This window comes from Chitinophaga filiformis (assembly GCF_900102545.1).
GTDB lineage: Bacteria > Bacteroidota > Bacteroidia > Chitinophagales > Chitinophagaceae > Chitinophaga > Chitinophaga filiformis.
In genome coordinates this window covers 44,264-70,283 of the sequence record NZ_FNBN01000011.1, presented here as the reverse complement: position 1 = coordinate 70,283, position 26,020 = coordinate 44,264, and the positions used below count along the sequence as shown (strand labels likewise).

At 47.5% G+C, this 26,020-nt stretch carries 18 protein-coding genes; 16 read left to right on the top strand and 2 right to left on the bottom strand.

Annotated features, from left to right (window positions below; all coding sequences use genetic code 11):
* The first annotated feature begins 121 nt into the window (after nucleotides 1-121).
* The 11 genes from BLR32_RS30065 to BLR32_RS30015 all read left to right on the top strand — a co-directional run bounded on the left by BLR32_RS30065 (nucleotide 122) and on the right by BLR32_RS30015 (nucleotide 14,441).
* Entirely contained in the window at nucleotides 122-1,234 is a 1,113-nt protein-coding gene (locus tag BLR32_RS30065) for a hypothetical protein (protein ID WP_089837704.1), read from the top strand.
* 81 nt (nucleotides 1,235-1,315) lie between these two features.
* The gene (locus BLR32_RS30060; RefSeq protein ID WP_176842479.1) at nucleotides 1,316-1,897 is read left to right on the top strand and encodes a TetR/AcrR family transcriptional regulator; all 582 of its coding nucleotides are present in this window, start codon (nucleotides 1,316-1,318) and stop codon (nucleotides 1,895-1,897) included.
* Nucleotides 1,898-2,190: 293 nt separating this feature from the next.
* On the top strand, nucleotides 2,191-3,339 hold the full coding sequence (locus tag BLR32_RS30055) for an efflux RND transporter periplasmic adaptor subunit (RefSeq protein WP_089837700.1): 1,149 nt from the start codon (nucleotides 2,191-2,193) through the stop codon (nucleotides 3,337-3,339).
* 43 nt (nucleotides 3,340-3,382) lie between these two features.
* Entirely contained in the window at nucleotides 3,383-6,574 is a 3,192-nt protein-coding gene (locus tag BLR32_RS30050; RefSeq protein ID WP_089837698.1) for an efflux RND transporter permease subunit, read from the top strand.
* Nucleotides 6,571-7,992, top strand: coding sequence for an efflux transporter outer membrane subunit (locus tag BLR32_RS30045; RefSeq protein ID WP_089837696.1), 1,422 nt, complete (start codon nucleotides 6,571-6,573; stop codon nucleotides 7,990-7,992). The genes BLR32_RS30050 and BLR32_RS30045 overlap by 4 nt, the downstream gene beginning before the upstream one ends.
* An 87-nt stretch (nucleotides 7,993-8,079) precedes the next feature.
* Entirely contained in the window at nucleotides 8,080-8,616 is a 537-nt protein-coding gene (locus BLR32_RS30040) for a hypothetical protein (protein ID WP_089837695.1), read from the top strand.
* 421 nt (nucleotides 8,617-9,037) lie between these two features.
* Entirely contained in the window at nucleotides 9,038-10,312 is a 1,275-nt protein-coding gene (locus tag BLR32_RS30035) for a hypothetical protein (protein WP_089837693.1), read from the top strand.
* Nucleotides 10,313-10,339: 27 nt separating this feature from the next.
* Nucleotides 10,340-10,711 (top strand): hypothetical protein, encoded by a 372-nt coding sequence (locus BLR32_RS30030; protein WP_089837691.1) that lies wholly within the window; start codon nucleotides 10,340-10,342, stop codon nucleotides 10,709-10,711.
* The gene (locus BLR32_RS30025) at nucleotides 10,711-13,194 is read left to right on the top strand and encodes an Hsp70 family protein (protein ID WP_089837688.1); all 2,484 of its coding nucleotides are present in this window, start codon (nucleotides 10,711-10,713) and stop codon (nucleotides 13,192-13,194) included. Before BLR32_RS30030 ends, BLR32_RS30025 begins: the two co-directional genes overlap by 1 nt.
* Nucleotides 13,195-13,290: 96 nt before the next feature.
* Complete coding sequence (locus tag BLR32_RS34170) at nucleotides 13,291-13,653, top strand: hypothetical protein (RefSeq protein WP_089837686.1); 363 nt, start codon at nucleotides 13,291-13,293, stop codon at nucleotides 13,651-13,653.
* Entirely contained in the window at nucleotides 13,587-14,441 is an 855-nt protein-coding gene (locus BLR32_RS30015; protein ID WP_143011646.1) for a hypothetical protein, read from the top strand. The genes BLR32_RS34170 and BLR32_RS30015 overlap by 67 nt, the downstream gene beginning before the upstream one ends.
* A gap of 89 nt (nucleotides 14,442-14,530) precedes the next feature.
* Here BLR32_RS30015 and BLR32_RS30010 read toward each other — a convergent pair whose 3' ends face one another.
* Together BLR32_RS30010 and BLR32_RS30005 are read right to left on the bottom strand one after the other, a co-directional pair.
* The gene (locus BLR32_RS30010; RefSeq protein ID WP_245705557.1) at nucleotides 14,531-14,875 is read right to left on the bottom strand and encodes a hypothetical protein; all 345 of its coding nucleotides are present in this window, start codon (nucleotides 14,873-14,875) and stop codon (nucleotides 14,531-14,533) included.
* A 424-nt stretch (nucleotides 14,876-15,299) separates the two neighbouring features.
* On the bottom strand, nucleotides 15,300-16,139 hold the full coding sequence (locus BLR32_RS30005; RefSeq protein ID WP_089837681.1) for a hypothetical protein: 840 nt from the start codon (nucleotides 16,137-16,139) through the stop codon (nucleotides 15,300-15,302).
* Nucleotides 16,140-16,352: 213 nt separating this feature from the next.
* Here BLR32_RS30005 and BLR32_RS30000 point away from each other — a divergent pair, with 213 nt between their 5' ends.
* The 5 genes from BLR32_RS30000 (at nucleotide 16,353) to BLR32_RS29980 (ending at nucleotide 26,013) form a co-directional block, all read left to right on the top strand.
* Nucleotides 16,353-16,835 carry an RNA polymerase sigma factor gene (locus BLR32_RS30000; RefSeq protein WP_143011645.1) on the top strand — a complete coding sequence of 161 codons (483 nt, stop codon included), beginning with the start codon at nucleotides 16,353-16,355 and terminating at the stop codon, nucleotides 16,833-16,835.
* Between the two features lie 368 nt (nucleotides 16,836-17,203).
* Nucleotides 17,204-17,803 (top strand): hypothetical protein, encoded by a 600-nt coding sequence (locus BLR32_RS29995; RefSeq protein ID WP_089837677.1) that lies wholly within the window; start codon nucleotides 17,204-17,206, stop codon nucleotides 17,801-17,803.
* A 687-nt stretch (nucleotides 17,804-18,490) separates the two neighbouring features.
* Nucleotides 18,491-20,689, top strand: coding sequence for a B12-binding domain-containing radical SAM protein (locus BLR32_RS29990; protein WP_089837923.1), 2,199 nt, complete (start codon nucleotides 18,491-18,493; stop codon nucleotides 20,687-20,689).
* On the top strand, nucleotides 20,690-22,615 hold the full coding sequence (locus BLR32_RS29985) for a 7TM diverse intracellular signaling domain-containing protein (RefSeq protein ID WP_089837675.1): 1,926 nt from the start codon (nucleotides 20,690-20,692) through the stop codon (nucleotides 22,613-22,615).
* A 422-nt stretch (nucleotides 22,616-23,037) separates the two neighbouring features.
* On the top strand, nucleotides 23,038-26,013 hold the full coding sequence (locus BLR32_RS29980) for a SusC/RagA family TonB-linked outer membrane protein (protein WP_089837673.1): 2,976 nt from the start codon (nucleotides 23,038-23,040) through the stop codon (nucleotides 26,011-26,013).
* Nucleotides 26,014-26,020 lie beyond the last annotated feature (7 nt).

Below are 26,020 nucleotides of genomic sequence, written 5' to 3'. Positions count from 1 at the left end.
CGATACTAAGGGCGCTATACCTTAAAGTTTAGTCATGGGGTGAACAATTGAACGTAAGCTGGACGTCACTATTGAACATTGAAATCACGTCTTCTCTTATCACAAATAGAACAGTAACTGTATGAACAGAATTTTATCAACCGTCTTCTTGTCAACGGTCTTTGCATGTATTTCTTACCAGTCAAAAGCACAAGGATGTGTTGCAATACGCAGCACAGGAGCGCCTTCATGTATGCTCTCTCACCCGGAAATGGAGGAACAAAGCCGGAGCGACAAATGGATCTTCAACACAGGGGCAAGATATTTTAAGTCTTATAAACACTTTAAGGGTACTGATGAACAAAAGGAGAGAGTGCTCAATGGTACAGAGGTGATCAATCATCAGACAGCCATCGACTTCAGCCTGACCCGTTTGCTGGACAAACACTGGAGCGTCATGGTAGATGTACCCCTGCTCATTAATTCCAGGTCTTCCCTGTACGAACACGGCCTCGTAAACGGTGTCAACAACTACAACCAGCGTCATAGCATGCATTCCTACGGCCTGGGAGATATCAGGATAGCCTTGTACCGCTGGCTGCTGGACCCCGAAAAACATAAGAAGGGAAATATCCAGGCGGGACTGGGTATTAAGTTTGCCACGGGCGACTATGACTACAAAGACTACTGGTATAATGTAGGCCCGAACGGCACAAAGGAACTCCGTGACGTAGACCAGTCTATCCAGCTGGGAGATGGCGGTACCGGCTTTACCGTTGAATTAAACGCTTACCAGTACTTCTCCCGTCATTTCGGCGTATATGGTAATTTTTATTACCTGATCAACCCGAGGGAGCAGAACGGTACCCGCACTTACAGGGAAACATTGTCGCCCGCCCTTGCCAATGAGGCTATCTGCAGCGTACCCGACCAGTATATGGCCAGGGGAGGCGTAAATTATATGGCCCGCAACATCTCCGCTTCACTGGGAGCCAGAATAGAAGGCATTCCGGTGCATGACCTGGTAGGAGGGAGCGGCGACTTCCGCAGGCCCGGTTATGTCCTGTCCCTCGAACCAACCATCTCCTATACCATGAAAAAGAGCAGCATTTACCTGGGAGTGCCCATCGCCCTGCGCCGCGACAGGTTGCAGAGCGTGACCGACAAGGAAAGAAGTACCCCTACCAATAAGGTAAACGGCGATGCTGCCTTCGCTGATTACACCATCAACGTGGGTTTTTCCATCAGATTATAATAAGTATCAAAACTGGCCTGACGGGGTATAAAGAAAATTTATTTTGGAATGACCGTTTCAGAATGTAACTTTGTCCCCGTTATGGCTAGAGATAAAGAATTCATTCCTGAAGAAAAAATAGCGAAAGCACTGGACGTGTTCTGGGAGAAGGGCTACAATGCCACTTCCATGCAGGACCTGGTAGACGCTATGCAGATCAACAGGAGTAGTTTGTATAACTCTTTTGGCGACAAACATAACCTCTTCCTGGAGTGCCTGAGAACCTATGGATACCTCGCAGCCCAGGATTATGAATCAGTTCTTAAACTGAAGGATCTCACCCCCCTTGAAACGCTGGAGAAGATTATTGATGTATATGTTACAGGTACAATCTATGATTGTAAATGCTGTATGGGAATGAAATCCTCTTTTGAACTGGCTGGCGACGATGACGACGTTCGCCGTATCATTAAACAGGCAAGCGACAGAACAATCGGTCTTTTCACCGATCTGCTTCGTAGAGCAAAAGAGCAGGGAGAAATCTCTCAAGATAAGAATCCTGCGGTGCTTGCCCATATCATTTTTAACGGCTTCTGTGGCTGGAAACAATCATATATCCAGTTTAAAGATGCCGACTTGATAAAAGAAATGGCGGATTATACAAAAAGACATTTAAAAAATTGACTTGTATTTAGCGATTTTTTTTGTGTAATTTTGGAACGCTCATTTCACAATGTTAGCTAACGATGTTGGGCTATAAAAATGAGGATGCCAACCCTTCGCTAGTTATTTCGTTCGGGTGATGATGTTGATCATCGCACCCTAATCGCTCGCTTTACCTTCAACAACAACACACTGTGATCAGTGCCTGTCGGGCATGGATTGCGGACTTGCATTGCATTTACTGTTCATTACTGATTTGCATAATACTATGCGAACAGGGAATCTCTTTGTCAATTACACACAATCAATAGAACATGAAAAAAGACGTATTAATTTGGAGCTTGCTTGTAGGAATAATCCTTTCGGGATTATATAGCTGTAAGTCTTCGTCTGCCCATAATGAAGCCCCTACCGCTGTGCCGGCGGAAGTTGTGACGATTGGTGCCGCAGACGCCAACACAGAGAACGACTATACAGCATCATTGGAAGGAAAAGTTAACGTAGAGATCCGTTCACAGGTAGACGGCTATCTGGATAAAGTATACGTAGATGAAGGCGCTTACGTAAAAGCCGGTCAGCCACTATTTAAAATAGACGAGCACCGTTACCGTGAGCAACTGAACAATGCAAAAGCTGCCCAGCATGCAGCCGAAGCAGCCGTACTCAATGCACAGCTGGAAGTAGATAAAGTAACGCCGCTGGTAGCCAACAAAGTGGTTTCTGATATACAGCTGCGTACAGCAAAAACTGCCTATGAAGTAGCTGTAGCCAACGTTGAGCAGGCGAAAGCACAGGTAGCCGCTGCATCTATCAATCTCGGTTATACGAACATTACCGCTCCCGTAAGCGGCTATATCGGCAGGATACCTAAAAAAGCCGGCGCCCTGATCTCTCTGAACGATCCTGAGCCGCTGACAAAACTTTCAGACGTACACGAAATCTATGCATACTTCTCTCTGAGCGAAAGTGACTTCTTCACTTTTAAAGATAACTATGCGGGTACTACGCTGGAAGAAAAGCTGAAAAACCTGCCACCAGCAACACTGGTACTGGCAGACAATCATATCTATGAAAAACAGGGTAAAGTAGATATGATTGACGGACAGTTCGAGAAGAATACCGGCGCTATCACTTTAAGAGCAGTATTCCCTAACGAAAAAGGCATTATCCGTACAGGTAATACCGGTAAGGTAAGACTGCAACGCCAGTTTAAAGACGCCCTCCTGGTGCCACAGGCCGCTACTATTGAAGTACAGGACAGGGTATTTGTATACACCGTTGGCAAGGATAACAAGATCACCCGTCAGGCGATCACCATTGTAGGCACAAGTGGTAATCAGTACCTCGTAAAAGACGGCGTGAAAGCTGGTGACAGAATCGTAGTAACAGGAGTAGACCGTCTGAAAGAAGGCACAGAAATCAAACCGGAAAAGGCAAAACCAGCAGTAGCAGCACAGGGATGATCCGATCCTTTATATGCTTGTCTTTCTCCTAAAATAAAAACACATGCTTAAGAAATTCATTGAAAGACCCGTTCTCGCAACGGTGATCTCTATCATAATGGTTATACTCGGGGTGCTCGGTCTCGCGAAGCTGCCCCTGCAGAAGTTCCCCGACATTGCCCCTCCGGCAGTGCAGGTAACAGCACTATATCCGGGCGCCAACGCAGAAACGATCCTGCGTTCCGTAGCGCCTTCACTCGAAGAATCCATCAACGGGGTAGAGAACATGATCTACATGACCTCCACCGCCAGTAACGATGGTTCCCTCGTCATCACCGTATTCTTTAAACTCGGTACAGACCCCGACCAGGCGGCTGTAAACGTACAGAACAGGGTGGCGCAGGCTACCGCACAGTTGCCCGCCGAAGTGGTACAGGCAGGTGTGACCACCGCCAAACAGCAGAATAGTTTGCTGATGGTGGTAGATATGTACTCCGAAGATCCTAAAGTATACGACCAGACATTCCTGGCCAACTACGCACAGATCAATATCATCCCTGAGATAAAAAGGATTCCCGGTGTAGGACAGTCCATCATCTTCGGTGGTAACAAAGACTACTCCATGAGGATCTGGATGAATCCTAAACAGATGGCCGCTTACAACCTCACGCCAAGAGATGTAACAGCTGCTATCCAGGACAAAAGCCTTGAAGCTGCTCCCGGTAAATTCGGTGAAAGCAGCACGGAGTCTTTCGAATATGTGATAAAATATAAAGGTAAGCTGACCAAACCGGAAGACTATGAGAATATCGTGATCAGGTCTAACGGCGACGGTTCTATGCTCCGCCTGAAAGATGTGGCCAGAGTTGAATTTGGTGCCTACACTTACGGTAACTATACCCGTGTAAACGGAAAGCCAGGTATCAACATCGCCGCTTTCCAGCTGGCAGGTTCCAACTCCAACGAGATCCAGATCTCCATCATGAAACTGATGGACAAATTATCAAAGGATTTCCCGAAAGGAGTAAAACACCTGATCCTTTACAACACCAAGGATACACTTGATCTCTCCATTGAACAGGTGAAACATACGCTCATTGAAGCCTTTATCCTGGTATTCATTGTGGTATTCATCTTCCTGCAGGACTTCCGCTCTACACTGATCCCGGCGATTGCTGTGCCTGTGGCCATCATCGGTACATTCTTCTTTATCTCCCTGCTGGGCTTCTCTATCAACCTGCTGACACTCTTCGCCCTGGTACTGGCCATCGGTATCGTGGTGGATGACGCCATCGTCGTCGTCGAAGCAGTGCACTCGAAAATGGAAAAGAAAGGCATGGGTCCAAGAGAAGCGACTGTCTCCGCAATGAGTGAGATCAGCGGTGCGATCGTATCCATTACACTGGTAATGTCTGCAGTGTTCCTGCCTGTAGGTTTCATGGAAGGTTCTACCGGTGTGTTCTATCGTCAGTTCGCCTTCACACTGGCGATCGCGATCGTGATCTCTGCCGTGAACGCCTTGACTTTGAGCCCTGCGCTGGCAGCATTGTTCCTGAAAGAAGTACATCACCATGGTGATGATCCACACGATAAAAGCCACAAACTGACTTTCAAAGAGAAATTCTTTGCAGGATTTAATACCGGCTTTGATCGCCTCACACGTAAATATGTTGACAGTCTCCGCTTCCTCATCCGCCATAAATGGGTGAGTATTGTAGGGCTTGTAGTAGTGATCGTTTCTACCGTTTACCTGGTAAGAAAAACGCCTACCGGCTTCATTCCTTCCGAAGACCAGGGTTTCATCGCCATCTCTATGTCCATGCAACCTGGCGCTTCCCTCGATAGAACGACTGCTGTGATCAAACAGTTGGAAAACGTACTGAACGACCTGCCATCTAAGAGAACGCTGATGGGATTGTCTGGTTTTAACATCCTGACTTCCGCTTCCAGCCCTAACGCAGGTGTGGCTTTCATCCTGCTGAAAGATGCAAAGGAAAGAGGACCAGTGAAAGATATCAATGCCATCATGGACCAGGTAAGAGGAAAACTCGCTACCATCCAGGATGCAAGCTTCTTCGTCTTCACCTTCCCTACAGTGCCTGGTTTCAGTAACGTAGATGCACTGGATATGGTGTTGCAGGATAAGACCAGTGGCAAACTGGATAAATTCGCCGGCGTTGCTTATGGCTTCATCGGAGAACTGATGAAACGTCCGGAAATAGCATTTGCATTCACCACTTTCAGAGCTGATTATCCGCAGTATGAAATTGAAGTAGATGCAGAAAAAGCAGAGCAGCTGAGCGTGAACGTAAAAGATATCCTGACCACAATGGGCGCTTACTTCGGTAGTACACAGGCGGCTGATTTCAACCGCTTTGGTAAATACTACAGGGTAATGCTGCAGGCAGAAAAAGACGAACGTGCTGCGCCAACATCTATGGACGGTATCTTCGTGAAGAACAGGCTGAATGAAATGGTGCCTGTGAAATCACTGGTGAACTTAAAACGTGTATTCGGTCCTGAAAACACTTCCCGCTATAACCTGTTCAACTCTATCAGTCTGAACGTGATCTCCAAACCAGGCTTCAGCTCTGGTGATGCTATCAAGGCTGTAGAAGAAGTAGCTGCTCAGTACCTGCCTAGCGGTTATTCCTACGAGTTCTCCGGTATGACAAGGGAGGAGATCTCTTCCAGCGGACAATCAGTGATCATCTTCTCACTCTGTCTGTTGTTCGTATACTTCCTGCTGGCAGCGCAATATGAAAGCTATATCCTGCCACTGGCGGTGATCCTGTCTATTCCTACCGGTATCCTCGGCGTATTCCTGTCTATCCGTTACACTGATATCTCCAACAATATCTATGTACAGGTAGCCCTGGTAATGCTGATCGGATTGCTGGCGAAGAACGCGATCCTGATCGTGGAATATGCCAGCCAGAGAAGACGCGCAGGTAAGAACCTGGTGTTTGCAGCTATAGAAGCAGCAAGACTGAGGTTACGTCCAATCCTCATGACATCATTGGCATTCGTGGTAGGTCTGATACCAATGATGAGCGACAACGGTCCTTCTGCTATCGGTAACCACTCTATCAGTATTGGTGCAGCAGGAGGTATGGTGAGTGGAGTAGTACTGGGATTATTCGTGATTCCTGTATTGTTTGTGATATTCCAGTTCCTCCAGGAGAAGATCACTGGTAAATCACCTGCCGTTGTTAACAATGAAAAGGCGAGAGCCACTAAACCGGAATTAGTATGAGCACACAGATAAATAAGTATTTTTTAATAGGATTAATAGGAGCCGGATTTTTGGAAGCATGTAGAGTGTCCAAAGATACACCGACCCCGCAGCCGGAATTGCCGGCTGCGTTCAGGAACGGTGTGCAGACGACAGATACAGCCAGTATTGCAAGCCTCCCCTGGGAGAACTTCTTTACAGACGCGACCCTGAAAGGCCTGATCGATAACGCCATCCGTAAGAATTATGATATGCAGGTGGCCCTGCTGAATATCGAAACTGCGAAACTGCAGTTAAGACAGGCGAAACTGCTCAATGTACCATCTGCAACACTGAACGTAACCGCAGGTACCACCCGCCCGTCCGACAATAGCTTGAACGGTATAAGTCTGAGTAACTTCCTGGGCACACAGCACCTGGAAGATTACAACGCTAACCTGCAATTTTCATGGGAAGCAGACATCTGGGGTAAGATCCGTAACCAGAAGAAGACAGCTTTAGCCGCTTATCTGCAAACGGAAGAATCCAAAAAGCTGCTGCAGACAGACATCGTTACTACCGTATCAAAAGCGTACTATAACCTGCTGATGCTGGATGAACAGATGGCAGTAGCACAGCGTAACCTGAAACTGAACGACAGTACCCTGCGCATTATCCGCTTGCAGTATGATGCCGGACAGGTAACATTGGTGGCCGTACAACAGGCAGAAGCGCAACAGCTGACAGCCGCGCAGCTCATTCCACAGATTGAGCAGAATATGGCCATACAGGAGAACGCCCTGCGTATCCTGTCAGGCGAATTGCCTGCAGCCATAGAAAGGCATACTAAACTGAATGATTATCCGCTGACCGAAAAACTGGCCACCGGTATTCCTTCAGATATGCTGGGTCGCAGGCCGGATGTGAGGAGCAGTGAACTGGCCCTTACAATGGCCAATGCCAAAGTAGGCGTGACCAAAGCCAGGATGTATCCTTCCCTGACCATTACAGCCCAGGGAGGTATCAATGCAGTAAAGTTCAGCGAATGGTTTCAGATCCCTTCATCCCTCTTCGGATTGGCCACAGCAGGCATCACACAGCCTCTGTTTGCACGTAAGGAGCTGAAAACACAGTTCGAAGTAGCGAAGATCGAAAGAGAGCAGTCCGTGATCCGCTTCAGACAGAATGTGCTGGATGCAGTAGGAGAGGTGTCAGATGCATTGGTAAAAATCGAGAAACTGAAGTCGCAATATGATATTGCTTCCAATAAAGTGCAGACATTACAACAGGCGGTACACAATGCCAATCAGCTGTTCGAGAGCGGCAGGGCTACCTACCTGGAGGTGATTGTAGCACAAAGCAACGTATTACAAAGTGAACTGGAGATCAGCAATCTGAAAAGAGATCAGCTGTATGCAGTTGTAGATCTTTACCGTTCCCTCGGGGGCGGTTGGCGATAAATGTACATTTTGTTTGTATATTCGGGAGAACGTCACATATTTTTGTGGCGTTTTTTCGTTTATATATTGTCCCCTTATCTGTTATCGATGAATGCTGCCAATATCCTATTTAATGCACTGAAACACCACCGTGGATACATCCACGCAGAACTGGAAAGTATCACATTGGATACTCTTCCCGAAAGACTGAAAGTATTGGGCAACTCACAAATGGACATTTATTATGGGGCCCTGGACCTGCCAGCCATTTTTGAGGAAGTAACAGATCAGATACTGGACCTCGGTATATACCACGAAAGCGCCTACCTGAATTGGCTGAAGAACAACAGGGGATTCGTAGAGATCACCCTTTCAGATACTTCCCGCTGGGTATTACTACCCGGTACAGAACCCGGCAGGTTTGTTCACCTGCATCCGGCACGGTATTCCCCTCATAGCATGCGTGTAAAAGCTACAGTGCTGAAAACAGCCCTGGCCTGCCTGGTCGCCTTACCCGGCGGTTCGCTGCCCGGCCTGAGCGCCCTTAACAAGATCCGGAAAGACATACTGGCCCTTTCCCCGGTAAAAGACCTGGATAGCTGTGAACACCTCTGGGAGGTAATGAGAATGCTGAAGGCAGATTGAGAAGCCGTTTCCCGCAAATAGCAAGGACAAGCAGAGGAGAGCCTGGTCGATCAAATTTTAAGACTCCGTTAGGAGTCTCAGTGTTTGTAGCGCGGGGTGATAACCCCGGGTTAAACGTGTGCCGGTGATAACCCCGGGTTAAACGTGTGTCGGTGATAACCCCGGGTTAAACGTGTGCCGGTGATAACCCCGGGTTAAACGTGTGCCGGTGATAACCCCGGGTTAAACGTGTGTCGGTGATAACCCCGGGTTAAACGTGTGCCGGTGATAACCCCGGGTGAACATTTGTAAGCAATGCTAAAGGCAGATTGAGGATCAGCGTGTTAATCCCGCCGCCGGAAATTATTCCTGTTAGTATGAAATATATTAATATTTTTATACTTTATAATAATCCCAGCATCCCTTTACCGGACAATACACTATGACGCAATTTATTAATCCTGTTGACATTCTTAACCTGGCTGCTACCGACCTGACCACCATTGACGACACAAGTATCAAAAGGGCCAAAAAGGCTGTTCTGGCGGAAATAGACCTCTCTGATGATGGCTTTTTCAATTACCATGGACAACAACTGACCCGTGCCGACTGTGAACGCGTGATCGATGAACTGGAGCAGCGCGATAAACTGGAATTCTATCATTTCATAGCCAACAATGCTGCCCTGAGCAAATTCCTCCTGAACGGGGATGAAAGTTTCTTTACGGCCTTCCGGCATGAGAGCATCTACAAACTGCCTGAGTTTGTGCGCTTTATCAGCCCTTATTTCGCCACAGCTTACGACAGTATACTCTGGAAAGCCTGGCAGCGGAAAGATGGTTCATTCAGCCAGCTAATAGCGATCGACCCTATCGTGACACCCGATGATATTGAGACCTCCTGTAAGACACTGCGAAATGACCTGGTCAGGCAGGTAGAAGATGTCCTGGTCATCACAGACAAAGTAAAGGACACCACGCAAGAGATAGACATAAACGCCATTATGGCCCAGGTAGAGGTATTGATGGACAAAGAGCGCCTGAATACCCTGCCGCCATATTTCCAGGAGATACGCAACAAAATGGCTATAGCCCTACGCAATCTATCGGTAGAGATCAATAATACAAGGATCAATCTGCCTGTGGCCAAACAGTTACACCAGGATATACTCACGCTGAAGATTGATGGGGTAGCCAAAGAGACCATTCTGAAAGATTATGAAGTGCTGTTGAATATCGAGCAGGAACAGAAAGCGGCTAAAGGAGACGACCCGATAGTAAATCAATACCTGGAATTGATCCGGTTATTATCCCAGATCGTTGAAGCGGCCGCCAATCCGCAGACAAATGTAGGCGGCGTAAAAATATGGATCGACAAGAACATTGACATAGCCGCTATCAGCGCACTGGATGGGAAGTATAAGGCTATCAAATACCGCCTGGCAATTAAACTGAGTACACTAGGAGGGAACCTCTGGAAGCATCACCGGAATAAGGAGGCTGCTTACAGCTATATAGAGATGGCCGAACGCATCCAGGGACTGGAAGCGGAAACACTGGAACTATTGTCGCAGGCAAAGTTTCAGATCTTCAGTGAAGACAGGTCATCTGTCGGAGAGCACGATCCTGATGGTAGTAATGAAAAAACATTGAAAAACATGCTGTGGGGTGCATTCGCTATCATCATAAGCCTGCTATTGTTCAAAGCCTGCTCCTGATGAATACCTCACCTAAATAATTAACGAATGACCGACCCTATAAAAGTAACAAAGGCCTACCTGGACATCCTGAACCAGGTGTTTGAGATAGAAAAGAAATTGTCCGCTCTCCAGGAACCCAATTCCATCCACCGTAACGTGAATAAGCTGAAAGAGATCATGGAACAGGGACTGGGCTTACAAGGCGGCGACGATACACCCGGATTTGTTTATCATAACCCTATCGGGGAAGATTATAACATTACCCGCACAGACTGTGAGGCCAGCATAGCAGGCGACAGCACGGAGAACCTGCAGATCACAGAAGTAATAAAGCCTATCATCCGCCTGCAGGGCGCTGGCGCCAGTTTCATTGTACAAAAGGCAGTAGTCGTAGTAAAAGCTAAAAACAATCAGTAATGGAGCAGATGATCAATTTCGGTATAGACCTTGGTACCACCAATTCAGCCATTGCTAAATTCACTGATGGCAAAGTGCAGTTATTCCATAGCCCGGCCGATCCGGGTAGCTATACGCTGCCTTCAGTTGTAGCTTTTCACGACAACAGGATCGTTGCCGGTAAGAAAGCAAAGGAGTGGCTGGAGAAAGACCCGCAAAGTGTAATAGGCCGCTTCAAACGGAAAATGGGTACTTCAGAACGATACGATATCAAAAGCATCGGAGGCACTAAAACCCCCGTTGAACTATCCGCCATCATACTGAAAGAACTACGCACATTCCTTCCCCAATGGGAATACCCTGAGGCAAGTGTGATCACCATACCCGCGTCTTTTGATACCATACAGGCTAATGCTACCAAAGAAGCTGCTGTATTGGCAGGCTTCCGGCAGGTATTACTATTGCAGGAACCTATTGCAGCCAGCCTCGCCTATGCGAACTCGAAAAAGGATAGCGACCTTCCGGATGGTCAGTGGCTCGTCTACGACCTGGGTGGCGGTACATTTGACGTAGCCCTGATACGTGTGAAGGAAGGGGAGATGAAAGTGTTGGACCATGAAGGAGATAACTTCCTGGGAGGCACCGACTTTGATAATCTCATTGTAGAGAAATTACTGATCCCCGCTATCATGGAGCGTTATCAGTTCCGGGAACTGGAACAGGAAATGAAAAGCGCAAAGGGAAAATACAACGCGAAATACTTTGTACTGCTGCAACAGGCAGAGGAAGCAAAGATCATCTTGTCTTCTAAAACCAGCGCCACTATTGTTATTGACGGACTGACAGACGAGAACAATACGCCGGTCGACTTTGAATATACCATCACCCGTGCCGCTTTCAATGACTTGATCAGCCGTTATGTAGATGATACGATCCGTATGGTGCAGCAGATCATCACCAGGAACCGGCTTGCAGCAAAAGACATACAGTTTGTGCTGATGGTAGGCGGCTCTACCTTTATTCCCTATGTACGTCAGCAGGTAGAAGAGATCTTACAGATAGCCGTGAATTGTGAAATAGACCCTATCACAGCGGTAGCTGCCGGAGCTGCCTACTACGCTTCCGGTAAACTGAACCAGCTGTCAGGCACAGATGGTGCTGCCTTAAATAGCCCGGTTACGATTAAGGTGACCTATCCTAAAATGTCCCGCGAGAAAGAGGAACTATTCCTGGCAAAGATTACCGGAGATACGTCCAATCTTTCTTACAGGATCACCCGGGAAGACGGTGGTTTTGACACCGGCGTCAAAAAGCTTTCTGAGCGTATCAGTGAGTACCTGCCCCTGGTGCAGAACGTCTATAACTTTTTCAGACTCACGGTTTATGACCAGGAGAATAAAATAATCGATACCGGTACAGGTATCATTGGTATCGACAGTGGCTATGGCATCAGCGGACAACCCATTCCGGAAGATATCTGCCTGGAAATAGATGATGATGATCATCCCGGTGAAACGAAGCTCCTGCCGGTATTCCAGAAGAATAACGTGCTTCCTTCACGCAAAGGCATGACGCGTGTGCTGAATAAAACCATCTCTGCCACCAACGGAGAGCGGATCAGGATCAATGTGCTGGAGGGACCGCATTATGCGCTGCCTGAAGCCAATAAGAGCCTGGGCTACCTCGAAATAGCAGGCGATAAACTGCAAAGGGAAGTACTGAAAGGCTCAGACATTGAACTGACCTTTAACATTTCTGAGTCCAGAGACCTGACGGTTACTGCCTATCTGCAGATGGCCGACCAGGAGTTCAAAGAAACCTTCACGCCACAGGAACGACATACACCGGTAGATGTACTGAAAATGGATATCGGCATCCTCGCGGGTAAACTGGAAAATGAGATCTTCGAAGCTAACAGAGAGGAAGCTTATACAGTCAGCAAACAGTTGGCCGACCTGAAGAAAGACATGGACAACATCAAAGCTGAAGCCAGGGTATTGGCGGACGATGATGTGACTGATAAGCGCTATCAGCTGGAAGACAGAAAGCGCAAGCTGGCGCAGGCAATGGACCTTGCTACTAAAGAGAAGCGCTTAAACGAGGTGAGAGCCTTCTACTTCAAAGTCAAAACAGCCTGTCAGCAGCAACTGACGACGATCGGGAAGGAACAGGACCAGCAACATTTCTATGACATCATAAAAGACGAAGAATTGTTTCTGGCTTCACCCAGTCCTACGAGAACAATCGAAAAGGCAGAAGCCTTGCGTGCCTTGCTACTGGCTATGTTGTGGCGTAATCCGGAATTCCTGGTGAACACTTTCAAACAACTGGTATCTACACGACGGGCGATCAGTGATGACGCTGCACTCAAGGAAATAGAAGTGGACGGTCGTTTATCCATCCAGACAAAAGACTGGGCTAAACTGACACAGGTGAACCATGAGTTGATCGCGGCAATACCTAAAGAAGCCGCACAGGATGTGATCAGAAAGGTTGGTTTTTAAGTGTTTAGGGGTATATTTACAGTAATTGGTGATGTCTGTGAAAGAATATACCAGGGAAAGAATATTCCAATGATTAATAAACCTTAGATCCTCACTATGGAAGTTTTTGAGTTATCCCGCGGTTGGAAAATAGTCATATATATTATACTGGGACTTTTTTTCGCGCTGTTTACCTGGCTGGCTGTCAATTGTTTCATTGAACCGTCCCTCAAAAGAGCTATCGCTTTTATGTTACCAATGTCGCTTATCGCGATGTTTTTTATCGCATGTGGTTTTCTGCAGGTAGATGAAAAAGTGATCTTTGATGATTACAGTATCCGGAAGGAGTCAAAACTGGTGAACAGGGAGATTCTGCGGAACGACGTAAAGGATATAGGGTTGATAAGAACTATGTGCGCATTATCCCTCATGAGGGAAAAGGTAAACGGATACTGGCTTCTACTTATTTCAAGGACATAGGACTCTTGCAGTCAAAGCTGGCCGTTCATTATCCGGATCTGGATGTAGAGGAAGCACAGGAGGTATATGATGAGGCTATACGGCAAGCAGGAGGAGAGGATGGTAACAAGTTGCTAAAACAAGCGAAAATAGAAACATATACACTTATCGGCATTACCGCTGTGTTGTGTGTACTTTGCTTCCTGTATTTAGACTGGTATTACCTGGCATTATTCTGCTGTGTGCCATTGTCGTTATTGCTGTTACTCAGGCATAAGGGACTGGTGCAGGTGGCCGCCGGTAAGGGAAGTCCATTGCCGTCTATCTTTATGATCCCAATGTTTGTAGCGGGAATACAGATGATGAAAAGTGGCAGCATACATATCGTGCAGCACAGCAAGGTATGGCCGCTGGCTATCGGGATAGCAGTGGCATTGACGGCCATGTTATGGCTCTGCAGCCATTATCTTAACAAAAGCAGAAGGGCATATATTTTAACCGCATTCATGATGGCGCTGATATTCATCGGTAATGGTTATGGCTTCGTGGTCACCACCAATGCAGTACTGGACAAAGCAGACCATGAATATTATGAAGTCATGGTAACGAATAAATACATCCGCAAAGGAAAATCAACCAGCTATTATCTGACCTTAGACTCATGGGCTCACCAACCGGAGAGTAAACGGGAATCGGTGGGGCTCAATTTGTATGAAGCAGTTGAAATAAACGACAGGGTCGCTATCTATTATCATCACGGTGCTTTCAATATACCCTGGTACCAGATTGGAAGGATTGACAATAACTAATCTTGTCCCTGTAGTCCCGGGGCTTCATACTGTAAATGACTGGTAGGTATGTCCCTCCAAAGTATAGATTGCGTTTAGCGAAATACTTATCATTGACATCCGTTCTTCCGGCGGGTGTCAATGATATACTGAATCTTCCATCCCTCAGCCAGTCTCACCAGTTGAAATGAATTAACCCCACAATGCAAAAGCTGCTGCTGGAAATAGAAATTATACGGCGTCCAGGCAATAGCAAGATCTCCGTCTACTTTTACAACATCAAAGGTGATACGTTCATCAGCCGCCTCCTTTGGCAGCTGTCCAATGCTGGAAGCAAAGCCGCTGATAGCTTCAGAACGTACACTCACAACGCCCTGCTTGTCTTTAACAACAGTTTGTAGCACGGCACCGGGCGCAAAGCATTTTATCAATGCTGAACTGTCCGCATTTCGCATGGCAGTAAAGAGGCTGTTAACTGCAGCCTTTACTGAATCGGTAGTAGTCTGGGCGTTGGCAGTCCCAAATAAAAGTGGGAGAACAAGAAACAAGGTTATGCAGGAAAAGAGTCGCATTTTTTTACCTGAATTTACGAATTACCTTCATTGTAACAACGTATCAATAAAATGCAATAGGACTCCGCTAAAAAGTCTTAATGGGCAAAGTACGAGGTTACAAACGTCATCAACAAAACATAACAGGACTCTGCCGGGAGTCCAGTTGTTTGTAGCCCGGGGGCAACCCCGGGTATGGTGCCACCACGGGATATGATGATAATCCCGTGTATGGTAACAACCGGGGTGATAATCCCCTGGGTATGGTGATAACCGGGAACGATGATACCTCCCTGAATGGCACGGTGTTTCCCCGGTTACAAATTCATTATTTCTTTGTTGCTTTAGCCCCATCCCACACAAACACCTCACGGTTCGTCGTTGTCTTCACCACCTTCTCGCCATCTTCGCCAAACTCCTCATCCTTAATCACTTTAATGATCTTTCCTGCCTGTCCGCCGGGCTCTTTAGGAAACAGTAACACTTCATCATGGCTGATAGCGCCCGCATCAAACATGCTCGACTTCTGAGGCAGTGGCAGGAATTTATTGCCGGTCCAGCCATAATAATAGTAATCAGTAGGTATTCCACAGGCTTCACCGCTGAAACATAAACGCAGGATGGCAGTTAACTTATCGAGTCCCATGCTGCCCAGCAGTTTTCCTTCAGCTGAAATGGCAAATTGTCCGCCGGTAACGATCAGCTCTTTCTTATCGAGCAGGTGGTGAGTCGTACTCATCGCCTTCAGCACCACAACATATTTAGGATCATCTCCTTTGGCAGCGCCCGGGATTACTTTTTCGATACCATATAACAGCTGTACACTGTCCTTTTTGTATTGTCCGAGGGCGGCCAGTCCCAGCCAGAGATAACCTTCTTTTTGTTTACCGCCTGCTTTATAACGTACCTGCCACCACGGAGCTGTCATCCCCTTCAGTGTAAGTTCAGTTTCAGTCAGTTTAGCCGCTATAACGGTATTGCCGGTGGTGAATGAATCTACAATAGGGGCCTGTGAAGAAGGGGATTGCCTGATATATGCCTTATCGGAAAAGATGGTGATGGTATCGCCTTGTTGCACTCTCCAGAGGTTATACTCAATATTACCGCTCAATTGCGCCGCCGCCGGGATAGCTGCCAGCAGCAGTATAGATAGGAAAAACTGTTTCATAGGTATATTTTCACTCACAAAGATATTCAAATGTTATTTGCTAAATGGCAAATGTTGGCCGGCGTGGGTATTCATTGTATGGCCATCTACAACAACAGGTATTTCCGGCGGAAATACCCGGGAAGTATTCGCTGATCCGGGAAATTTTACCGATTATTAGAATGCGTGTAATTTCTCAGGCCTTGTAGCGACTAATCATATAAAGCGCACACCTTGGAAAAAGAGTTTCTACAAACAATCAACGAACATCAGGGCATTATCGGCAAGGTCTGTCGCATGTATTGCACAGAACAAGCCGATGCGGAAGACCTGTTCCAGGAGATCGTGCTGCAACTATGGAAGGCCTGGCCGCGCTTTAACCGGCAGTCTAAAGTCAGTACATGGTTGTACCGCATCTCGCTGAATACCGCAATCACCGGCTTCAGAAGAAGCAGGACAAGGCCTGTTTTCCGTCCGCTGGGTTTTGACCAGGACAATTATGCAGAACCACCACCACAACGAATGGATCTGCAATATGCTCCGGAATTGCAACAGGCCATCAGCACGTTGAATAAGTTTGATAAATCGCTGTTGCTACTTTACCTGGATGATAAACCTTACAGCGAAATCGCAGAAATACTGGGATTGAGTGTCTCCAATGTAGGCGTGAAGATCAACAGGATAAAGAAGAGATTGAAAGAGATACTGCAGCCCTGATTATCAGAATCGGTGATTTGGAAAAACGATCGAAAAAGCTATTACACCCCTGATTATCAGAACCGGGTGATTCTAAAACGATCGAAGAAGCTATTCCTCACTGAACGTCAGAACCGGGTGATTTGGAGAAACGATCGAAGAAGCTATTCCCCCTGAACGTCAGAACCGGGTGATTCTAAAACGATCGAAGAAGCTATTCCTCGCTGAACGTCAGAACCGGGTGATTTGGAGAAACGATCGAAGAAGCTATTCCCCCTGAACATCGGAACCGGGTGATTTGGAGAAACGATCGAAGAAGCTATTCTCCCCTGAACATCGGAACCGGATGATTTTAAAAACAATTAAGAACTGTTACAAACCTGATTATTATGGAACTGGATGATTTTAAAAATAAATGGCAGCAGGAAAATGACAGGCTTACCGGCCTGCAACATAAAGACCCAGCGGTCATAGAACAACTGCTAAACCATAAAACAACTGATCTCGTATCTGTGATGAAACGGAAATACGAGAAGATCATCACCATGATGCTGGTCAGCATGCTATTGATGATACTGGTATTTTCTGTTATATCGGATGGATTTACCTACCCGGGATCTGCCTACGGCTTCGCCAAATGTATGTTCTTTTACGTACTCCTCATTGCGTTTTACTGGCTGAAGTTCAGAACGGTGTTACACCTGACATTAAGTGACTTCCTGGAAACCCGAATGACGCAATTGCTGCATGTACTGGAAAAAAGCCGCCGGATAGAGATCATTTTCTGTGTCGTGTTCTACATTGCACTGTTTACTGTTGGTCGCTTCTTTTATGGAAAGGGCCTGGAAGGATTATTTACCCCGCAGATGCTTGGTCTGTTTTTGTTGTCCCTTGCCTTTGCCCTTGCCATGATCTGGCTGATCGCCCGTCGGCATACCCGGCAGATCAATGAGTTGAAACAATACCTGGAGGAATATAAAGCGGCCTGATTACCCGTTTGTCAGTTAAGAATACCCTGTAAAAGGGGAATCGTGGATTAGGTTGTCGCCCTGGGGAAGTGCATATATTCGGTACCTATTGTGTACCTATTCACTGCGACTATAGTGGAGTGCTATACCTAGAGGCTCTCTACTATAGCATTAAAGGCACTGTTCTATAGCCATCGGTATAGAACGGTAGGCATAATGTAGGACTAGAGAGCCTGGAGATATAGAACCGCACTATAGTCCTACTATAGTCGCACGCTATTGGTACTATGGATAATCCGGTCCGGAATTGTCACAGGTCCGCCCCAAAGGCATATTAAAGGCATATCAAAGGCATGTCAAAGGCATGGTGTCGTGGACCATTTTTGGCCCACCTATCAGGCTGTATAAGGATTCATATTTGCGGTATATAAGCAGCATCAAAGTTGCATATGACTTGCATCATCTTCCGATCAAATCGGAAGATGATCGGAAGATGATGCAAGTCATATGCAGGTCTCATGCAAGACTAATCGAAACTTTATCCAATAGAAACCCGGTTATCTTATATCTGATGTTTGTAGCTGGGGGCCAACCCCGGGTGCCAATACAGACGCATTCCGGACCGGAATGGTTTCACCCCCCGGTTGAAACGTCACCACGCCGGGGATTTCCGTTATTTATTAATAATTTGCACCCAAATTGAATGATTTGGGTGCTTCTGTTTTCCTGATTACACCGCCTTTCACTCAGCTGAACACGCCTTACCCGGCAACAGCTTACCTGAAAGGCTTTTTAAATACCAAAGGAATTACCTCCTTCCAGGCCGACCTCGGCATAGAGGTAACCCTGGCCCTGTTCCGCAAACAAGGGCTGCAGGAATTGTTTAACCTGATCAATAGCCAGCCGGCAGAACATTCAGACAACATCACCCGCATCATCGCCCTGCAGGACGATTACATAGAAACCATTGACGATGTCATCCTCTTCCTCCAGGGAAAGAACCCTACCGTCGCCCACCGCATCTGTAAACGGGATTTCCTGCCGGAAGCCAGCCGTTTTGCCCAGCTGGAAGACCTGGATTGGGCCTTTGGCTCCATGGGTACCCAGGACAAAGCCAAACACCTGGCTACCATGTACCTGGAAGACCTGTCTGACCTCATCATGGAATGCGTGGACGAACATTTCGGCTTCAGCCGTTACGCCGAAAAACTCGGTCGTTCTGCCAATAGCTTCGACGAACTGTATGCCGCTTTACAGGCAGACTACACTTTCATAGACCAGAAACTCATAGAGCTGCTGGAAAAGCATATGGCAGCCATTCAGCCTAAGCTGGTGGCTATCTCTGTGCCTTTTCCCGGTAATTTATATGCCTCCCTCCGCTGCGGACAATGGATCAAAGCCCATTATCCCGGAGTGAAGATTGCCATGGGCGGCGGCTTTGCCAATACAGAGCTGCGTTCCGTCTCCGATCCCCGTGTATTTGAATTCTATGACTTCATTGCGCTGGATGACGGAGAAGCCCCGCTGGAAAACCTGGTAGCCCACGTGGAAGGTCGTAAGGAACTCAATGAACTGAAACGCACCTTTACCATCGTGGATGATAAAGTAACTTACCTGAATGACAAGGCCTGTACAGATTACAAGCAAAGCCAGGTAGGTACGCCCGACTACAGCGACTTCCTGCTGGACAGTTATATCTCCGCTATTGAGGTGGTAAATCCTATGCACCGCATGTGGAGTGATGGACGCTGGAATAAGCTGACCATGGCCCACGGCTGCTATTGGGGTAAGTGTACCTTCTGTGATATCTCCCTGGATTATATCCGCCTCTACGAGCCGATCGCTGCCCAGCTGTTATGCGACCGCATGGAAGAGATCATCGCCCAGACTGGTCAGAACGGTTTCCACTTCGTGGATGAAGCAGCACCTCCTGCATTGATGCGGGCATTGGCGCTGGAGATCCTGAAAAGGAAGCTGAACGTCAGCTGGTGGACGAACGTGCGCTTTGAAAAGAGCTTCACCCGCGACCTGTGCATACTGCTGAAAGCTTCCGGGTGTATTGCCGTTTCCGGCGGACTGGAAGTAGCGTCCGACAGATTGCTGGCCCTGATACAAAAAGGCATCACCGTTGCCCAGGTGGCACAGGTGAACCGTAACTTTACAGAAGCGGGCATTATGGTCCATGCTTACCTGATGTACGGTTTTCCGACCCAGACGGCCCAGGAAACCATCGACTCCCTGGAAATGGTACGCCAGATGTTCAAAACGGGGATTCTGCAGTCAGCCTTCTGGCATCAGTTCACGATGACGGCCCATAGTCCCGTAGGACTAAATCCTGAAATGTTCAGCGTGAGGAAAGAGACCGATGCAGTAGGTACTTTCGCCAATAACGACATCGTGCACATCGATGAAACTGGTGCGGAGCATGAACTTTTCGCTTATGGACTGAAGAAGTCCCTGCTGAACTATATGCATGGTATCTGCCTGGATGATCCTTTGCAGAAATGGTTTGAGTTCAAAGTGCCCAAAACGAAGATCGCACCCGACTATATAGAAAAAGCATTGCTGGAGGATCAGTATACCGCCGCCAAGCCGACAGCCAAGATCGTATGGCTGGGTAAAACGCCGGGTGTACAAACCATTACTAAAACAAAGAAAGGCAGTTCCTGGGAAGTGACATCCCTGACTTTCCAGAACCGGAAGGAAAAGGCAAATATCAGCGTGAATAAGGAGGAAGGGATCTGGCTGGCAGATATGCTGGATAAGCTATCTATCCGCAACCAGAAGACCTATACCCTGAAAGAAGTGATGGATAGCTATACAGCAGCCGGGCTGGAAGATTTTGAGTTGTTCTGGGACAATAAACCGGTAAATTCACTGTACAAATTCGGACTATTGAAATTGTAAATGAAGTACTTCAACGGGGGAAAGTGGCTTACTGTCCTGTTCCTGCTACTCTTCATAGCAGGCCTGACGGGAACCTCCGCCTATGCACAGGAGGCGGTACAGATAGATAGCACCTTACGGGAACATATTTTCACCTACAATGAAATAGAGTACCTGGAAGACCTGAAGGGTACCCTGACCTTCGACCAGGTCAGGAGTGACAGCATTGCTGCGCGTTTCCGTTCGAGCCCCGTTAGTACGCCACAAAACCAGCACCTCGGAGCACCGGTATGGTTCCGGATCAAGGTCAAACATGACCGTGCGGCCCACCGGTTTTACCTGCTCGAATTCTTTGACCAGACCATCGATGAAATAGATGCCTACCTGCCCGATACTGCAGGTGTGTACCGGAAGGAGCCGATAGGAGACAAGTATCCCTTTGCACAGCGCTGGTTCCATCATAAGAACTTTGAATTGTCGCTGGATAATGACCGGAGCGATGAAGCCGTCTATTATTTCAGGATTAGTTCCGCCCAGACAGCAGATGTGATCATTGTGCTGCGCTCCATCGACCGTTTTGTGTCCTATGCCCTGAGTGAATACCTCTCTTTCGGGATCTTCTACGGCATGATCTTCATTTTTAGTTTCTACAACCTGATCATGTTCATTGCCATGCGGCAGCGGCAATACCTGTATTATGTGTTATACAATCTCAGCGTAGTGCTTTATGAGATGTGTACAGACGGTATAGCTTATCAGTGGTTATGGCCCAATGCACCCGGCTGGAACCAGTACGCTTTTGCCTGGCCTTTGCTCAGTATGAGCATTTTTGCCCTGTTATTTACCCGTAGCCTGCTGGCTGTACATGTCAGGGCGCCTTTGCTGAATAAACTGATTATGGGGGTAATTGTAGCCCGTTGCGGCTATTTCCTTGCCTGCTTACTAATCAATCCTTACTGGTTCAATTACAAGTTTATAGAGCTGATCCCACTGGCGGTAGCCTTCTATACCGGTATGTACATCTGGCTGAGAGGATACCGGCCTGCCCGTTTCTTTGTGCTGGGGTATAGTTTTCTGTTCGTCGGCTTCATGCTGAAGTTCTTCATTATGCTGGGATATACCTGGCTGAACTTCGGCATCGTCAGCTACTACAGCCTGAGTTTCTGTTTCATCCTGGAAATGTTCTTTTTATCCTTCGCCGTCGGCGATAAGGTTCGCCTGCTGAAGAAGAAAAGGGATAAGGCGCACCGCCAGATGATCCGGCAGATGACGGAGAACGCCCGTCTGAAAGACAGTCAGAACCGGGAACTGGAAGCACAGGTGCAGGCGCGTACGAAGCAGTTGTCTGAACAGGCCGACGTCATTGCTGCCCAGAATGAGGTGCTGACAAAGACGAACTCCCTGTTGGAAGCCCAGGCGGCTGAGATATCACGGATGAATGCCCTGCTGGAACAGGACAACCGCCAGCTGCAGACGAATGTAGAGAAAGTGACGCGGGCAAGGGCCTTGTCAACTTCCCTTGATTTTGAAGAATTCAGCAAGATCTATCCCGATAAAGAAAGCTGCCTTCGCTTCCTGGCAGATCTGAAATGGACAGATGCTTTCCGTTGCCGGAAATGCGGTAACGAGCATTATTATCCTGGTCATCAGCCCTTTAGCCGCCGATGCAGTAAATGTAGTTATGAGGAATCGGCTACAGCCTATACCATTTACCAGAACATCCGTATCCCGATCAATAAAGCCTTTTACCTGACTTTCCTGGTGTACTCGACCAAGGGCAGGATCTCCTCCCATAAACTGTCAGAAATTCTCGAAATCAGGCAGAGTACCTGCTGGTCATATGCTACCCGTATCACTAAAATGATGGAGGAAAGGAAGAAAGAACTGAAACAGGCAAACGGTCAGGGCTGGAGTTTGCTCGTTTTAGATGAAAGAGAAGAGACATAAAATGAAAGAAAGCGAAATTTTTTTAAAGGGATGGAAGCGTATCAGCGCACTTATGCAATATATCCGTTATAACTAAGTATAACCCTTCATAATCAAGACTTACAGACTGTTAACTTCCAGGGTATTAAAGCGTATCAGATTCTTCATAATGGATTAAAAACCAGCGAATTGTGCAAATGTTTTTCATTGTCATTTGTGAAACTCCCCCTATCTTTACAATATGAAACCTGGCAATGTTTAAAACGAAAGCCTGGTCGTCGTTATGAAATGGAAATTCATGTTATGAGAAGGTGAAACGAAGCTATCCGGTGTTGATATGAGTGACTCATTTCCAGCTATCAACTTATTCTTTTGACATCAAACAAAATCTACGAACTGATACGAGGATTATCCTTATCCACAAACTAAAGTACCGACACATTATGAAAAAAAGGGGAACATTCCTGACAGCACTGCTGTTGGCATTGTGGTGTTTTGCCATGGCGCAGGAAAACGTCACTACAAGGCAGGACATCAGAGTAAGCGGACATATACAGGACAAGCAGGGTAACTCACTTCCCGGCGTTTCCATTAAAATTAAAGGAACTGCAAAAGGTACGGCGAGCCTGCCGGACGGTAACTTCATTATTCAGGCAGCACCTGATGCAGTCCTGGAGCTTTCCTATGTAGGATACAATACACAGGAAGTACCGGTGAACGGTCGTACACAGATCGCTGTCACCCTGGAGGATACCAAAACAGACCTGAGCGAAGTGGTGGTGATTGGTTATGGTACCCAGCGAAAGAAAGATGTGACCACCGCAGTAGTGAGTGTTGATACCAAAGATATCAACGAGCGCCCTATCACCCAGACAGCTGCCGCCCTGCAGGGGAAAGCGGCTGGTGTACAGGTGACCCAGCCATCCGGTAAGCCTGGCGCTGCCTTTTCAGTAAGGGTACGTGGGGCTACCTCCGTACAGGCAGGTAATGAGCCCCTGTACGTAATAGATGGGGTGCCAACCACCGATACCAGGGATCTCAATACCAACGATATTGCCACAATCACCGTACTGAAAGATGCATCCAGCGCCGCTATCTATGGTGCAAGGGCCTCCAATGGTGTGGTGCTTATCACTACCAAAAGAGGTCGTTCCGGTGATGCCGTGATCAACTTCAATACCTACTATGGCATCTCGAAGATCGGTAAGAAGATCGATGTACTGAACCCTACCCAGTATAATGACCTGATGAGTGAAATGGGATTTGCCGTAACAACGCCTACCACTACTACTAACTGGCTGGATGAGGTGTTTCAGACAGGTCATAATCAGAACTACCAGTTATCCGCTTCCGGTGGTAGCGAAAAGTCGCAATACTTTATTTCCGGCGCCTATACCAAAGATGATGGTATGGTGAAACCGGCCAGATACAACCGCCGCGTTTTCAGGGCCAACCTGGACAACCAGCTGAAGCCGTGGATGAAGCTGACTACCAACATCAGCTATTCCAATGTAGACCTGAAAGACGTGAAGGACAATGAGAATGCCGGCCGTAACGCCGTTATCCTCGGTGCGCTCAACGCGCCTCCGGTAATAGGCATCTATGAAACAGATGCAGATGGTCACCGCCGTTATACCATGAACCCGTATAAAGCCGGCTGGGATAACCCGCTGGCGGCTATCGAAGGGCCTACTCAGGGCACTAAAGACAACCGCGTACTGGGTAACGCAGCTTTGGATATCAACCTCACTAAAGACCTGAAAGTGAGAAGTAACTATGGCGTAGATTATACCAATCACAAGTACGATTACTACCTGGATTATATTATGACCACTCCCGGCCGTAATGATCATGGTTATGCCACCTCTCAGCGTTACAATACACTGACCTGGCTGTGGGAAAACACCATTAACTACGACAAGACCTGGAAGAAACATTCCTTCTCCGCATTGGGTGGTGTAACCACGCAGAAGAACAATTACGACGAGACTAACCAGACCGGTCGTGATTTCCCTGCTGACCCTACTGTAAAAACACTGAACGCGGCTAACCAGATAACAGGCGATACCAAAGAATCACAATGGTTCCTGATGTCTTACCTGGGCCGTATCATGTATAACTATGATAGCCGGTATCTGCTGACTGCCAACTTCCGTGCGGATGGTTCATCCAAGCTGGATAAGAAACACAAATGGGGATACTTCCCATCCGTATCTGCCGGTTGGCGTATCTCTGCGGAGCCTTTCATGCGTGATGTGAAAGCGATCAGCGACCTGAAACTGAGAGCAGGCTGGGGACAGAACGGTAATGTGGAGGGACTGAGTCCATATGCATCCCTGGGGCTAAACACTTTTACCCGTCAGACGCCAACGAGTCCATTGTCTGGTCCTGCGATCGTGCCTCCGGATGGTGCACCCAATCCTGATCTGAAATGGGAAACAACTACACAGACAAACGTAGGTATAGACCTGAGTCTCTTTGACTCAAGACTGACCTTCTCTGCAGATGCTTATATCAAGAAAACAAATGATCTGCTGCTGGACGTGAAGCTTCCGGCTGCAGCCGATTATGACCATATCACCCGCAACTCCGGAAAAATGGAGAACAAAGGTCTGGAGTTCCTGGTATCTTCTGTGAACGTTGTTAATAAAGACTTCCGCTGGACGACCGACTTCAACATCGCTTTCAACCGTAACCGTATCACAGCACTGGAGCTGTCTGACGTATACTACTTTGCGAGTGTAGAGAACAGGGATAATATCATCACCCTGAGAGAAGGATTGCCGCTGGGTACTTTCTACGGATATATTTCTGAGGGAGTAGATCCAAAGACCGGTAACATCCTCTACAAAGACGTAAACGGCGATGGTAAAGTAACGCCGACTGACCGTACCGTGATCGGTAACGCGCAGCCTGACTTTACTTATGGTATGAACAACAACCTGACCTACAAGAACTGGTCATTGGCCTTCCTGTTACAGGGTTCACAGGGTAATGATGTGTTCAATGCTTCCCGTATGGAAACAGAGGGTATGTACGACAGCAAGAACCAGTCAACCGAAGTACTGCGTCGCTGGACCACAGTTGGCCAGGTAACAGATATCCCACGTGCTACTAATGGAGATGTGACCAATTCCCGTACCTCTTCCCGTTTCGTGGAAAATGGTTCCTTCCTGCGTATGAAGAGCGCAACATTATCTTACAACCTGCCACAGAGTGCATTGAACACACTGCACCTGAGCAGACTGATGGTGTATGCGACTGCTCAGAACCTCTTCACGATCACTAACTATAAGGGCTTCGATCCGGAGGTGAATGCGTTCTCTACCAATGCCGCCAGTGGTGTGACGCTGGGAATCGACTATGGCACATATCCTGTGGCGAGAACATTTATCCTTGGTTTAAACCTGTCATTCTAAACGTTTG

What these genes read in the sequence shown, in the direction of transcription:
- BLR32_RS30040 (WP_089837695.1), top strand. Translation starts at nt 8,080, where the DNA reads ATGAATGCTGCCAATATCCTATTTAATGCACTGAAACACCACCGTGGA.
- BLR32_RS30005 (WP_089837681.1), bottom strand. Translation starts at nt 16,139, where the DNA reads ATGAAACAGTTTTTCCTATCTATACTGCTGCTGGCAGCTATCCCGGCG.
- BLR32_RS29985 (WP_089837675.1), top strand. Translation starts at nt 20,690, where the DNA reads ATGAAGTACTTCAACGGGGGAAAGTGGCTTACTGTCCTGTTCCTGCTA.
- BLR32_RS30045 (WP_089837696.1), top strand. Translation starts at nt 6,571, where the DNA reads ATGAGCACACAGATAAATAAGTATTTTTTAATAGGATTAATAGGAGCC.
- BLR32_RS34170 (WP_089837686.1), top strand. Translation starts at nt 13,291, where the DNA reads ATGGAAGTTTTTGAGTTATCCCGCGGTTGGAAAATAGTCATATATATT.
- BLR32_RS30025 (WP_089837688.1), top strand. Translation starts at nt 10,711, where the DNA reads ATGGAGCAGATGATCAATTTCGGTATAGACCTTGGTACCACCAATTCA.
- BLR32_RS29980 (WP_089837673.1), top strand. Translation starts at nt 23,038, where the DNA reads ATGAAAAAAAGGGGAACATTCCTGACAGCACTGCTGTTGGCATTGTGG.
- BLR32_RS30050 (WP_089837698.1), top strand. Translation starts at nt 3,383, where the DNA reads ATGCTTAAGAAATTCATTGAAAGACCCGTTCTCGCAACGGTGATCTCT.
- BLR32_RS30030 (WP_089837691.1), top strand. Translation starts at nt 10,340, where the DNA reads ATGACCGACCCTATAAAAGTAACAAAGGCCTACCTGGACATCCTGAAC.
- BLR32_RS30035 (WP_089837693.1), top strand. Translation starts at nt 9,038, where the DNA reads ATGACGCAATTTATTAATCCTGTTGACATTCTTAACCTGGCTGCTACC.
- BLR32_RS30010 (WP_245705557.1), bottom strand. Translation starts at nt 14,875, where the DNA reads ATGCGAAATGCGGACAGTTCAGCATTGATAAAATGCTTTGCGCCCGGT.
- BLR32_RS30060 (WP_176842479.1), top strand. Translation starts at nt 1,316, where the DNA reads ATGGCTAGAGATAAAGAATTCATTCCTGAAGAAAAAATAGCGAAAGCA.
- BLR32_RS29995 (WP_089837677.1), top strand. Translation starts at nt 17,204, where the DNA reads ATGGAACTGGATGATTTTAAAAATAAATGGCAGCAGGAAAATGACAGG.
- BLR32_RS30065 (WP_089837704.1), top strand. Translation starts at nt 122, where the DNA reads ATGAACAGAATTTTATCAACCGTCTTCTTGTCAACGGTCTTTGCATGT.
- BLR32_RS30055 (WP_089837700.1), top strand. Translation starts at nt 2,191, where the DNA reads ATGAAAAAAGACGTATTAATTTGGAGCTTGCTTGTAGGAATAATCCTT.